A 13536-nucleotide genomic window follows, 5' to 3' on the forward strand; every position below is an offset into this window, starting at 1 on the left:
GCGATAATTCGCTTTCATGAGAGATAAGATAATAAAATTCAGGAGATATTTTATGAAAATTTATGTTGATGCGGACGCTAGTCCTGTTAAGGATATTGTCATTGAGGTAGCAAAACAACATGCGATAGAAGTTGTGTTAGTAAAGAGTATTAGCCATTACTCCCATGATGAACAACCTATTGGGGTCGAAACGATATACGTGGATACTGGTGCAGATGCTGCTGATTATCGGATAATGGAATTAGCTAGACCGAATGATTTAATTATTACACAAGACTATGGACTCGCTTCTCTCGGTTTAGGGAAGGGCTGCCTTGTTCTACACCACAAAGGATTTGCCTATACCAATGAAAATATTGATCAACTTCTACAAACTCGTCATCTTAGTGCGAAAGCAAGAAGAAGTGGTCAAAAAACTAAGGGGCCAAAACCATTTACAGATGAAGACCGTCAAAAGTTTAGAGTTCAACTAGAGAAAACGATACGAAAAAACAAGGAAACAGGTAGCAGTCAGGATTGATTGCTACCTGTTTCCTTTTAAACTCTTTTGACATGTGTCATGATAAGCCCGCTCTTTGGCAGACTCGGGATTCGAATCATACTATAGCGATGTTCTTGTCTAGGTATTGAATACTCCACTTTATTCACAATGAAATTTGCTAAGATTTTCATGAATTCAATCGTTAACCATTCACCAGGGCAACGGTGACCACGGTAGTAATCTCCTCCACCTTGTGGAATGAATTCGTAGAAATTTTCTTTTCGATTTCTAAATCGCTCTGGATTAAATACATTCGGCATCTCCCATATGTCAGGATGATGATTGGTACCATAAATATCTAATATCACAAAATTACCCTTTCTAAAATCATGGCCATTCCACAAGAAGTCTTCCCTTACCCTAGCGATTAGCATTGGAAAGAAAGGATAGTATCGTCTAACTTCTTGTACAAATAATTCTTGATACTTCTCTCCACCTTTCTTCAGCTTTTCCCGCTCACTCGGGTGTTCATATATAGCCAATGCTTCAAAGGTTAGATAGATTGAAATTGCTACGATTGGTCTAAGTATATTCAGTACTTCTACCGCAACAATCTGTTCATTCAATAGTTCACCATTCTTGTCCTGATACCAAGCCATTTGATATAAAATTGTATCTTGGGATACTGTTAAGTCACCATTTCGAACTTGGGTAATAATTTGTTTCAACCAATTTTCTAATATATTTCTCGAGGTCCTGCCCTTCCAATGGCGGACACCCACTGCACCCGCACTATCAAAGAGGGCTTCTAATTGATTAGCCCTTTTTTTGATCTCATCTTGCCGTATTGGAACGCCAGTCCATTCGAAGGCCACCTTAGTCAATAATTGAACGATTTCTCGGTAGAAAACAATCCGCTCTTGAACAACCCATTTATCTAGGGCTACATCTAATTGTCTTTCCAGTATTACGCTAACTTCATCTAGTTTCTCTTTTGTCATGAAAGACATAAATAATTCTTTACGATGTCTATGAGCTTGATCATCAAGGGTTTGAATGGCATGTTCTCCAAATAGCGTTTGTCTTATTCTTTTTGGAGCTGCTCCTTTCCGTTGGATCTTATCCTCATCATAAAAAACTTTAACAGCTTCTTCTCCTGCAATACAGATTGCCTTTTGGCCACCAAGAATCCTCGTTTCGAACAAATCTCGTCCAAATTTCTTTCTACGATTGGTTATGTAATTGTATCCCTCCAGCATTAGCTTAGCGGTATTATCTAATCCTTTTTCAATTGGTATTTGTTCCCGATAAGGCATATTTATCCACTCACTTCTTTATAGTACTTTCCTTGTATAGTCTGTTTTGCTTGCTTGTCTTTATACCAGTTATATTTATTTCCACTACAACATTTAGTACTCTATAATGTAGGGTGAGGTGAAGCACATGGCGCGTGAACGTAAATTTTCAAAAGAGGAACTTTATCAAATAACAAAGAAGCTACTATTAGATCATGGTTATGATGGCTATACCTTTACGTTGTTAGCAAACCAACTAGAAGTGTCGAGAGCAGCTATCTACAAATATTACGATAACAAAGAGGAACTATTAATAGAATATATGGTTTTCGAATTAAATACTTTTTTACAACATCTCAAAGAGATAAGTAAAAAAGATACCTTTATGGACCAATTTGAGGCACTATTTGACATTATTTTTAACGATATGAGCATATATAAAATCAGAGAAATTGGTATGCATATTCCTACTGTCAATGATAAGGTTGCTGCCTATAAAAAAAAGTTGGATAGACTACATGTAGAATTGTATGATTCCTTACAAGGTTTCATAAGATTAGGAAGAGAAGAAAAAGTTTTGAAAGAAGATATCCCCAGCAATCTTGTATTAGGAATGATTTTCCAAACGGTTAATATACCAAATACAACCGGTCTAACTCACCTAGAGTGGGTGAATACTCTAAAGAAAGTTATCTGTCACGGAATGTTCAGGAATGCAAATTGACACTGGTGTAACCTTCCGTGATAATAAAAGAATGACGATATAAATCGTTATTTTTTGTTTAAAGTTACACATATGTAACCAAATTCCACTTAATGAGAAAGGATTTTATCTTATGAAGAAACTTCTTCAACATATTACAGATAGAGTATCCACTAAAAAAGGAATGTGGATGACGCTCCTTGTATGGATTCTTGTCACCGTCATTCTAACGGTAGCCGTCCCAAGTGTTCGGGATTATCAAGTTACAAGTATTGACTCTTTACCTGATGATATGCAGTCGGTCATTGCTAATGAAAAGATTGCGGATTACTTTGGAGATAGTGAACTACTTCCAGCAATTCTTGTACTCCAAGCCAATGACCAAGTAGCGTTACAAGATTTAGTTACCATTACAGATTCCATCATAGAGAAAGATTTAAAAGGTGTTAAAGAAGTAGTGCCCATTGGAATGCTTCCAGAACCTGCAACTGAGTCCTTTTTCTCAGAAGACAAAACAACTGCAATTATTCCCGTTAACCTAGATTCCAATCTAGATACACCCGAAATTAAAGAGACACTAGATCAGATTACATCAATTATTGGTGACAAAGCTGAGCTTGATGTATCCGTGACAGGACCTGCGGGGATTGCAGTAGATACAACCGATTTATTTACGCGAGCAGATATCGTATTAATCATGGCTACAGTTGGGATTATCCTTGTCTTACTTATTGTGATTTATCGCTCACCATTAATAGCATTGATTCCATTACTAGCAGCAGTATTTGTTTATCAGGTTGTTACACAGCTTCTTGGAGCATTCGGTAAAGCCGGATTACTCATGAGCTCCCAGTCCGTTTCTATCATGTCTGTGCTCCTGTTTGCAGCTGTTATTGATTACTCCCTATTCGTATTTTCTCGTTACCGAGAAGAATTGAAACAGCACGATAATAAATATACTGCGATGAAAACAGCTATGAGGGGCACGGGTTTACCTGTCTTCTACTCCGGTGGAACAGTGTTTCTTGCAATGATTATCCTTATCTTTGCAGACCTTGGTGACTACAAGAACTTTGCACCTATCTTTGGTACAGCACTTGCGGTTATTATGATTTCATCCGTCACACTAGTACCTGCTTTATTTACAATCTTTGGGCGTAAATCGTTTTGGCCAGTTATTCCTAAGGTTGGAGATACGACAGTTAAATCGAGCTCGATTTGGAGTAAAGTAGGAAGATTTGTAACGAAGAAACCGGTCGTTTCGATCATTGTAGTCGGATTATTTATCTTAGCAAGTGCAACTTATAATGTTAATCTGAAATATGAGTTTGATTTAATAAAATCCTTCCCAGAGGATATGCCATCTCGAGTTGGATATGAGCTCCTGGAAAGTAAATTTGAACCAGGAGATCTTGCACCTACAACCGTGTTAATAGAATCCGATAATGAATTGACAGATGAAACTAAACAATCCTTGTTAGAGGAACTGTCGAATCAAGACCATGTCAGCACTGTGCGAATAGAAAATCAAACAGAGGATCAAAAAGTCGTCTCTTACAGTCTAACGTTCGATGATAGTCCTTATGCACTTGAGTCGATTGAAGCATTAGAGGATATGCAAGAAAAAGCAGGCGAATTGTTAGAGAGAAGCCAAATAAATGGTGAACTATACTTTGCTGGGGAGACTGCCTCATCCCTTGATGATCGCAATACAAATAATCGAGACATGATAATTATTGTCTTGTTAGAGACACTGCTGATCTTTATCATGCTTATTTTTCTAACAAAATCAATCAAGATGCCAATCTACATGATGGGAACTATTATTGTTTCCTTCTTTGCAGCATTAGGATTAGGAATGTTCTTAACAAACCTATTCTTCGATATCGACACCATAAGTACTCGAGTACCTGTTTATGCCTTTATCTTCTTAGTTGCACTTGGAATTGATTATAATATTATTCTTGTATCGCGTTTTATGGAAGAACGTGAAAAGCATTTCATTAAGAAAGCAACCGAGATTGCCGTCGCGAACACTGGTGGGGTTATTTCCTCAGCTGGAATTATACTAGCGGCTACCTTTGCTGTACTAATGACACAGCCTATTCAATTGCTCTTCGTATTTGGCTTTATTGTTGCAGTAGGAATATTAATTGATACCTTCATCATTCGAGGAATTTTATTACCTAGTTTGATTGTTTTATTTGAGAAGGATAAGAGAGTAAAAGAAGCAGAAGGTGAGTAAGAGTAACAAAAAACCTGGAGGATTCCCTTCAGGTTTTTTGTTATGAATTCATGAAATTTCGCCCCCACCTACTATGCACTCTAAATATTGGAATGCCTATTCCCCCTTTGATAGAATGATAATAATAGTTACTGATAAGGGGGATTATGATTGATGAAAATAGTATCGATGGAACCAACTCCAAGTCCTTATTCTATGAAAATTAATGTAGATGAGATTATGCCAGATGGAAAGACGGAAAACTACAAGCTTGGTGATGATTTATCCACTGCCCCTTCCTATATTCAAAGCTTATTCTCTATTAATGGGGTCAAAGGAATCTACAGGGTAATCGATTTTATTGCCCTAGAGCGTGATGCACGAACCCCTTGGGAGGAAATACTTCCAGAGGTTCGACAGATTCTAGGTTCGATTGAGAAAGATATGCATGATATAACAAAGGCTGAACAGGCTGTTGATGAGCATTATGGGGAGATAAAAGTCTTCATTCAGATGTTCCGCTTCATCCCAACACAAGTGAAGCTGGAAGACGGTGAAAAAGAATACCGGTTTGGATTACCAGAACGATTTATGCATGCTTCCATTGAGGCATCTGTTGCATCAGACAATATGCTAGCAGAAAGAAAATGGGTCGAACAAAGCCCACGTTACGGTGAGGTAGAAGAAATCGGGAATGAAGTTCTGGAAGAAATATCTGCAGCATATGATAATGAACGACTTAAAGAGTTAGTACGTTTTGCGTTAGAGAATAAAACCGCACCAACACCATGGAGGAAAGTAACATTAGAGATGCTTGATCATCCAGATTGGAAAGAACGTTACGCGGTTTTAGACAAAATGGACCCATCTATCGAAGATTTGCCAGTATTAGATAAAGCATTAGATGACGAAAAAGCCTCCATCCGGAGACTTGCTACTGCATATCTCGGAATGATTGATGATAAGGCTGTTCTTCCTTACTTATATAAGGCGCTAAAAGATAAAGCAGTTAACGTAAGACGGACTGCTGGAGATTGCTTATCCGACTTAAGTTTTACGGAAGCTATGCCTGAAATGATAAAGACATTAAAGGATAGTAGTAGACTTGTTCGTTGGCGAGCCGCTATGTTCTTATATGAATTAGGGGACGAAACAGCAATCCCCGCCCTCCTTGAAGCACAGGATGATCCAGAATTCGAGGTAAGAATGCAGATCAAGATGGCCCTTGCAAGAATTCAAGGTGGAGAGGAAGCAAAAGGTTCTATATGGCATCAAATGACCCAGCTAATTAATAAAGATAAATAGATAGGTGTAAAACAGACTTATCCCTTAATCGGAATAAGTCTGTTCCTGTTACCTAATTCAGTTGACCATGAATCCTGCTCATGCACTTCATTTCTTCCTCTTTATTGAGATACTCAAACAACCCTAACTGATTTCCCCAAGGATCGGAAAATGTACACCATTTTACTGGCACTTCTTCCCTAGTATGTACTTCTATATCTCCAATACTATAATCTCTTTCTAATTTTTTAAGCATTTCTGTTATACTTTGTACTCCTAGTCTTACTGGACCACTTCCTTTAGCAGGAATACCCTCTGCTACTTGTAGCCAACTCCCAGGAATTAGTTCCCACTCTGCAAATCCCTCATGTGGTATAAAGTCAGGCTCTCTGTCTAATAATAATTGATACCAAAGTAATCCCCTTTGAAAATCTGAAACACGTATTTGGATTGTCAGCTCAATAATCATTTCTCCACTCCAATCTGATTAAGTGAGGTTATAACAAAGATGAGAAAAGCCATTATATCATTAATCTGTTGTTCCATTTTTAGTGCCGGTATCTTTATTATACAACAACCTATTAACGTTGTAACGGCACAAAATACAAATCCTTCTTATGCAAAATGGGGACGATTAGCAATGCAAAAAGTACATGAGAAATATCCAAATGCTAATATTGTAGACTACTTTCATGTTGGGAGAAAAAAAGGAGCGGAAACTTCTACAGAGACATTCAAATTATGGCTTGAAGCCCCTGATAAAGAATTCGGTATTTTTATTGATATTACATTTACTAATGATACGGAAGAAGTAGTGGATATCGGTTTTCGAGAAGTATCGAGTTAAGTCACAAGGTCCACTTCACTTCGATGAGAGGTGGACCTTATTTCATATCAACCAGCACATTCCTTCCAAGAATCATCATCGTGATTTTGATCTTCAATCACTTTCAAATATTGTTCCTTTTTGAAATCAGGAAATAAATCATCTACAAAACGTAAATCAGCCGTAGAGGACTGCCACATTAAAAAGTTACTTATTCTTTTTTCGCCACCAGTACGAATAACAATATCAGGGTCAGGTAATCCCCTTGTGTAGAGATATCTTTCGAAAGTCTCTTCATCTAATTCTTCTAACAGTAGTGGATTACTTTTCGCATCCTGCATGATTCCATAGATTGCTTGAACAATTTCACTCCTACTACTATAGTTCAAAGCGAAGTTTACAATTAAACCCGTATTATCCTCCGTCTCCTTCATTGCATTTATGACAGCCTTTTTCGTTCCTTTAGGCAAGTTTTCAATATCACCAGATATTAAGATTTTTATATTTCGTCTCATGAACTCGGGAAGTTTCTGATTAAAAAACTTCACCGGCAAATTCATTAAATAATTCACTTCATCCTTGGGGCGCTTCCAGTTTTCCGTTGAAAAAGCATACAGCGTTAATATTTCAACCCCAACTTCCGCACTGGCATCAATCAATTCTTCCATGGTTTGCGATCCTGCATAATGTCCTTCACTACGAGTTAAGCCCCTTTTCTTTCCCCAACGTCCGTTTCCATCCATAATTATTGCAACATGTTTTGGGATCATATGGCCCCTCCTTTTATAATTCCAGTTCTCGAAGTCTTTCAACAACCTGTTGTTTTTTGAAATTAAATGACTGCCAAGTAGTTATATCTAAATCAGCTATTTTTTCCTTATGATGCACTAATAACAATCTTAATTCTGGATATGTCGGCTCTATTTCATATAACGTAATTAATCCGTTAATACCACTGTAAGATAGGTTATTTAAGTAGTGGACATCAATCTTCCCTGTCTCCTCAAAGCGATTGAGGTTATTACCAACAATAATCTCTTCCAGATCGACAACATTTAACCCCGTGTAGAAGATAAGACCGGCAATTAAGTAGAAATGACTTAGGGATATCCCCTCTAACCACACTCTAATAAAGGTGTAGGCAAAGATTACCATTAAAAACACCATAAAGATATGAGCCAAGACCCGATCCATCGTAAACCCATAAGCAGATTCATATTCAGATAAACGCATATATGCTGAGGTTAGAATAATGCTACTGTTTGCTATTAACAAGGAATATAAACCTTTAAGAAAATAGCCCAGTGATTTCTTCCTTACCTTCGCTAGTTTTATACAAGCTAACAGAATAGACCAGTTAATAAGGGTTACTATTAGAAGTTCAAAGAAACCTCTTCTAGCATATTCTGCATAAGTAAGATTTTCTTGGATTGCTTCACCAAAGAAATACTTAAACTGTATGGCAACGAATAGCACATAGATACCGTTTAATAATATTAAAATGGTTCCAACAACAATTCCGTCCCAGTTCTTATCTATTTTTTCCTCGGAAACTCTAACAACTGGAGTGACGTATCGGTTTTTTAGAACCTGAAATACCGAGAAGAATAATAACGATAATAATAAAGCAGCCAGAGATCTTAATAGTATTTCGATAAAGTTAAACTTCACGATAAACTCCGGTACTTCCATTATAACTATCCTGAATTCCTCATCAGCCGATACTAAGAGAATAGTCACAAAGAATAATATCGGACTCCCAACTAGCATCCCTAACACAATCTTTTTTAACGTATGAGTAGTTTCTGATTTTACTTTTCTAAACAACACACGCTTGAAGAATAATTTAGTCAGTCGTTTTCCATACATGATTGCGCTTGAGAACTTATCTACTAACCGAAGGAAAAATGGAATAGAGATCCAATCCATATGATTAGGAGTTGTGATTAACACAATATGTACAAAAATTAGGACCGGAATGGCTAGCATATTTAACACATAAAAAAGCTCATTATCAAAGAACATATACGATGCGGATAGTAACCAAATAACAATCATTAATAATAGCCCTATTCTCCGATGTGTAAACTTAAATCCAAAGCGAAAATACAGTACTGCATAAAAGACAGCTATAAATAAGGGATAAGAAACCCCAATTACACCATGCAATAAGCTAACTTCCGCTAATCCACCAAGTATTAAACAAATTACTAAAAATAGTAATGTTTTTCTTCGTTCTTCCATATTCCCACCACCGCATGATATCCTATATACCTAGAATTTCTATGTATATAGGTAAAAATAGTTCTGCGATATCGGGGGTAAGGTGTACTAAAGTGATGCCTTCCTCCCCCATCGATACCCAATCCAACTAATCGGATACAACACTAATGTTAATAAAATACACGCAAGTATGAATGGACCATTTAAAAGTGGTTGAAACCATTCGTGCGGTATTAGTTTAAAAACAATTAAATACATTAAGACTAAATTAGGGATTATTGCGTATGTAAACGTTCGGCGTACTATTTTTAGTCCACCACTACCGAATTCCTTTCCAATTTCATAACCTAATAAGCCCCAAAAAATCATATACACCATAATTATAATGGATGGTACAGCAGTTACTCTTTCCCAAAGAATTTCAATCCACTCAAATTGAAAAACATTGTAGGCAACTGTAAGAGCAATACCACCAAGGAATATCAAGATATTTAGAACAACAAATAAAATTTGCATTCGTCTTGGAGTTACTTTTGCCTCTTCTGCCCATAGAGAGGCAATCTCCTTTGGTGAACCTAAGCGATTCACAATCAACTCATAACTATCGTTATCAGCTTTCAGTTCTTCCCGAAGAACTTCATATATGTGAGATCTGTATTCAGCAATGATTTGTTCCTTCTCAGGGTGCTCTGCAAGAGCTCGATCTAGCTCCTGAAGAAATCGTTCTTCCCCTGTAGTCACGACTCACTTCTCCCAATCAAGTTATTCATCACTTGAACGTAACGGTGCCATTCACTGGTTTTCGCTTGTAAGATTTCTTTACCCTCCGCAGTAATACGGTAATATTTACGAGCAGGACCTTTCTCTTGATTCTGCCAGTAACACGTGATAAATTCCTGTCTTTCGAGCTTATGGAGCGCTGGGTATAAGGTACCCTCTTTCATTTGAAGGCTATGGTCACTTCGGCGATCCATTTCTTTAACAAGCTCATACCCATACATATCTCGTTCGTTCAATAATTGTAATACCAGAAGAGATGTACTCCCCTTAACGAGTTCACGATCAAACATATTCTCACCTACCTAGAAATATTAGGTACCTATACTATATAGAATTCCGAGGTATATGTAAAGTCATAATTATATATTTATCTTACCTTCGCATAGACACACGTATCTCTTAGTTCTTTCCCATACACATCTAAGAACTCCTTACGTAATACCCCTTCTAACTCAAAACCAGCCCTTTCTGCTACCGCCCTACTTTTTACATTTTTTAGATCACAACGAAGCTCAATCCGGTTTGCTTGCAGTTCGTTAAAAGCAAAATTAGTTATACCGTCCACAGCCTCTGTCATATAACCTTTCCCACTATAACGAGAATCAATCCAATATCCAACCTCAAATTTTCGCACGTTCCAATCAATACCATGAAGGCCAGCACTTGCAATGAATACACCTGTATCCTTATGAAAAACTAAAAGTCTTAAGTCTTCTCTAGCCAGAAATTTGATATGAGCTTCTCGAATTCTAATTTCACTATTTTCTACAGTGTCTTCTAGATGTGCCCAAGTTGCCCAGGGCAATAACTCTTTTTTAGAAGCCTCCTTCGATTCAAATACCGCCCTCCCATCACCTGGCATTGGCATACGAATTCGTAATCGTTCTGTTTCAAACTCGCTTGGAAAATCAAGTAATATCGGATTCATATCATGTCCTCCTATTTATATTTAATTGGCCTTGTTACCCACTTTTCGGGTAATTTGCCTTGAACTTAGAAATGAACTGCTTAACTAGAAAGATTATAGTATGGTTGATTAATAGCATTAAGTTCTTTTTTAATATGATCGCGAATTTCAGGTTCTGTATCCAAAACCTCTAAATGTAGCATCAAACTTCTTAAGAACTGTTTGATATTGGTTCGCTTGATAAAGTGATTTACTCCCCCATTTGAATAGTTTTCCTGTAGCTCAGTTGTTATGTGATTTATCCTATCAATCAACAATTCTCGGTCCAAGCCTTTTTGGAAAATCGAAATCATTGGAATAACCATTCTCTCGTCCTCTTCATACAAGAAATAATCCTGATCAAAACTCATTTTATCGAGGATTAGCATAGCTATTTCTTGTAATCTAGTTTCTTTTAGTTGTGGTTGTTTAACTAGCTCATCTAATGTATCTGCGATATGTGCGATACTGTGTGCCCAGCCTTTACCTTCCACATAACCACGGACATCTACTTCTCTTTTGACATAATCGATGAGTTTAGTTGCTACTTCATCCAATCCCTCCTCATCGACTATCGTTTGTTGTCCGTTCACAAATAATAACACCGCAATAATTAACGAAGAGAAGGAACGGGTAAATACAGCATCATCACTTCTCTTATCAATTTGATAAAACAGATGATACTCGTCTAAACAAACGTTTAAAATCCTTGTTAACTCATACCGTGGATAAACGCCATTAATAATTAAATTCGTTAAACTAGGATATATTAATGAATCTCTTAATTCCGGGTCTGTATTACCAATCTGTTCAAGCATCGCATTGGTTAATGTACGAATGTCAATATCGCCAGGATCTTGAAAATTAGTTTCTCTAAATTGGGTAAGTTTCCTTTTTAATTCTCTTGTATTCATTTGAATCCCCTTTTTAATTGTTTAATCTAATTATATTCTATCTTATAGGGTGAATATCCTTTTTAGTACATACACAAAAACAGGCATCGGCGATAATTTTAATACGTCAAACGGATTTTCCAATTAGTTCAGCGATATCTGCAGTTCTTCCGCCGAATAGCAAAAAAAGAGAGCTAACCGAACGTTAACTCTCTTCCTTTTCTAGTGACTAGCGACATTGTCTAACCCACCAGGTTTATTATAATTTGCTAGTTTATCCACTAGTTTATTGCTTTCATCATTTAGCCCGACTACTTCTACTGTGATGCCATTTTGATAATATTTCTGTACCACTTTGTCAATTGCACCTACACCAGAATCATCCCAAATATGTGCATCGGATAAATCTAGTTTCACGATTTCGACATTTTCTTTGTATGCAAAGCTATCGACAAAATCCGTAACAGATGCAAAGAACAGTTGTCCTGAAACACGATACACCTTCTTCTTCGCATCATTACTATCCAATGTGGTTACTTTCACTTTTGAAATTTTCGCAGCAAAGAAAATCGCACTTAAAATAATACCAATAAGAACACCTTTTGATAAATCATGTGTAAACAATACCGTCACAACTGTAGCCACCATCACAATCGTATCTGTTATTGGGGTTTTACGGATATTTTTTATAGAAGACCAATCAAATGTACTGATGGAAACCATAAACATAACTCCAACCAGTACCGCCATCGGAATTTGTACTAGAAGCCCGTTGAACAGTAAAATCAGCATCATTAAAAATGCGCCCGCTACAAAGGCAGATAATCTACCACGTCCACCTGACTTCACGTTAATAACAGATTGCCCAATCATCGCACAACCTGCCATTCCACCGAATAGCCCTGAAACAATATTCGCAATCCCTTGTCCTCTTGCTTCTTTGTTTTTATCACTCTTTGTATCTGTCATATCATCTACAATCGATGCTGTTAGAAGTGACTCCACTAGTCCTACAATTGCTATAGATAAAGCATAAGGGAAAATAATCTGCAATGTTTCAAAGTTTAGTGGAATATCTGGAAACAAGAAAATAGGTAGCGATTGGGTTAATTCACCCATGTCTCCCACCGTCTTCACATTACTTCCAGTAAAAATTGCGATCGCCGTGATCACAATAATTGCTACAAGGGGTGCAGGGATAACCTTCACAAATCTTGGTAAAATATAGATGATTGCTAACGCACCAGCAAGCATCGCATACATCTCCCAATTCGCCCCTGAAAAGTGCTCAAGCTGAGCCATAAATATCATGATTGCTAGTGCGTTAACGAAGCCAATCATCACCGAACGAGGAACAAATTTCATTAACCGTCCTAGCTTTAAAACACCCATGATTATTTGCAGTATACCCGTGAGAATAGTTGCTGCTAATAAATATTGCAATCCGTGCTCTGCAACAAGAGTCACCATTAATAATGCCGTTGCACCTGTTGCCGCGGATATCATTCCCGGACGCCCACCAACAAAAGCAATGGTAACCGCAATGGCAAAGGAAGCATAAAGACCAACCATCGGGTCTACCCCAGCAATAACAGAGAATGCAATTGCTTCTGGAATTAACGCTATCGCAACAACGATACCAGCTAGAATATCTCCTCTGATATTTCCAAACCATTCATTTTTTAAGTTTGCTAAATTCATCATGCACCTCTATTTCCTATATTTTTGACTTTCGACTCTCACGAAAGTCGGGACCGTAACAAACAAAGTGTATTATATCGAGAATCTGCCATTTTGTGAAATGTGTAAGAAAACGGTAACAAATGCCATTATCTTGTTTTTCCTTCATTTTTCTAAAAAAATCGCCCACATATGCTATAA

14 protein-coding genes are annotated in these 13536 nt (G+C 37.2%); 5 read left to right on the forward strand and 9 right to left on the reverse strand.

Going from position 1 to position 13536, the window contains the following annotated elements; translation table 11 throughout:
* The first annotated feature begins 52 nt into the window (after positions 1-52).
* The gene (locus G5W_RS0116405; protein WP_010098337.1) at positions 53-520 is read left to right on the forward strand and encodes a YaiI/YqxD family protein; all 468 of its coding nucleotides are present in this window, start codon (positions 53-55) and stop codon (positions 518-520) included.
* Positions 521-537: 17 nt separating this feature from the next.
* Here G5W_RS0116405 and G5W_RS0116410 read toward each other — a convergent pair whose 3' ends face one another.
* On the reverse strand, positions 538-1797 hold the full coding sequence (locus G5W_RS0116410; RefSeq protein WP_010098339.1) for a CYP152 family fatty-acid peroxygenase CypC: 1260 nt from the start codon (positions 1795-1797) through the stop codon (positions 538-540).
* A gap of 127 nt (positions 1798-1924) precedes the next feature.
* On the opposite strand from G5W_RS0116410, the gene G5W_RS0116415 reads away from it, so the two are divergent.
* From G5W_RS0116415 to G5W_RS0116425, 3 genes are all read left to right on the forward strand, one after another.
* Positions 1925-2500 (forward strand): TetR/AcrR family transcriptional regulator, encoded by a 576-nt coding sequence (locus G5W_RS0116415; protein WP_010098341.1) that lies wholly within the window; start codon positions 1925-1927, stop codon positions 2498-2500.
* A 112-nt stretch (positions 2501-2612) separates the two neighbouring features.
* The gene (locus G5W_RS0116420; RefSeq protein ID WP_010098343.1) at positions 2613-4724 is read left to right on the forward strand and encodes an MMPL family transporter; all 2112 of its coding nucleotides are present in this window, start codon (positions 2613-2615) and stop codon (positions 4722-4724) included.
* A gap of 153 nt (positions 4725-4877) precedes the next feature.
* Positions 4878-6008, forward strand: a complete 1131-nt coding sequence (locus G5W_RS0116425; RefSeq protein WP_010098345.1) for a conserved virulence factor C family protein — start codon at positions 4878-4880, stop codon at positions 6006-6008.
* 52 nt (positions 6009-6060) lie between these two features.
* Here G5W_RS0116425 and G5W_RS0116430 read toward each other — a convergent pair whose 3' ends face one another.
* Complete coding sequence (locus tag G5W_RS0116430; protein ID WP_010098347.1) at positions 6061-6456, reverse strand: VOC family protein; 396 nt, start codon at positions 6454-6456, stop codon at positions 6061-6063.
* A 39-nt stretch (positions 6457-6495) separates the two neighbouring features.
* Here G5W_RS0116430 and G5W_RS0116435 point away from each other — a divergent pair, with 39 nt between their 5' ends.
* Positions 6496-6834 carry a DUF3889 domain-containing protein gene (locus tag G5W_RS0116435; RefSeq protein WP_010098349.1) on the forward strand — a complete coding sequence of 113 codons (339 nt, stop codon included), beginning with the start codon at positions 6496-6498 and terminating at the stop codon, positions 6832-6834.
* 47 nt (positions 6835-6881) lie between these two features.
* Here G5W_RS0116435 and uppS read toward each other — a convergent pair whose 3' ends face one another.
* The 7 genes from uppS to G5W_RS0116470 form a co-directional block, all read right to left on the reverse strand.
* The gene (gene uppS / locus G5W_RS0116440; RefSeq protein WP_010098351.1) at positions 6882-7583 is read right to left on the reverse strand and encodes a polyprenyl diphosphate synthase; all 702 of its coding nucleotides are present in this window, start codon (positions 7581-7583) and stop codon (positions 6882-6884) included.
* Between the two features lie 13 nt (positions 7584-7596).
* Positions 7597-9057: a DUF4153 domain-containing protein gene (locus tag G5W_RS0116445; protein WP_010098353.1), complete on the reverse strand. Its 1461-nt coding sequence runs from the start codon at positions 9055-9057 to the stop codon at positions 7597-7599.
* A gap of 87 nt (positions 9058-9144) precedes the next feature.
* Positions 9145-9777, reverse strand: coding sequence for an HAAS signaling domain-containing protein (locus G5W_RS0116450; RefSeq protein WP_010098354.1), 633 nt, complete (start codon positions 9775-9777; stop codon positions 9145-9147).
* Complete coding sequence (locus G5W_RS0116455) at positions 9774-10106, reverse strand: PadR family transcriptional regulator (RefSeq protein ID WP_010098355.1); 333 nt, start codon at positions 10104-10106, stop codon at positions 9774-9776. The genes G5W_RS0116450 and G5W_RS0116455 overlap by 4 nt, the downstream gene beginning before the upstream one ends.
* Before the next feature lie 77 nt (positions 10107-10183).
* Positions 10184-10744 (reverse strand): GNAT family N-acetyltransferase, encoded by a 561-nt coding sequence (locus G5W_RS0116460; protein ID WP_010098356.1) that lies wholly within the window; start codon positions 10742-10744, stop codon positions 10184-10186.
* A gap of 80 nt (positions 10745-10824) precedes the next feature.
* Positions 10825-11676 (reverse strand): DUF2785 domain-containing protein, encoded by an 852-nt coding sequence (locus G5W_RS0116465; RefSeq protein WP_010098357.1) that lies wholly within the window; start codon positions 11674-11676, stop codon positions 10825-10827.
* A gap of 201 nt (positions 11677-11877) precedes the next feature.
* Complete coding sequence (locus tag G5W_RS0116470; RefSeq protein WP_029191171.1) at positions 11878-13356, reverse strand: SulP family inorganic anion transporter; 1479 nt, start codon at positions 13354-13356, stop codon at positions 11878-11880.
* Positions 13357-13536 lie beyond the last annotated feature (180 nt).

Source organism: Ornithinibacillus scapharcae TW25, from assembly GCF_000190475.1.
Classification (GTDB): Bacteria; Bacillota; Bacilli; order Bacillales; family Amphibacillaceae; genus Ornithinibacillus; species Ornithinibacillus scapharcae.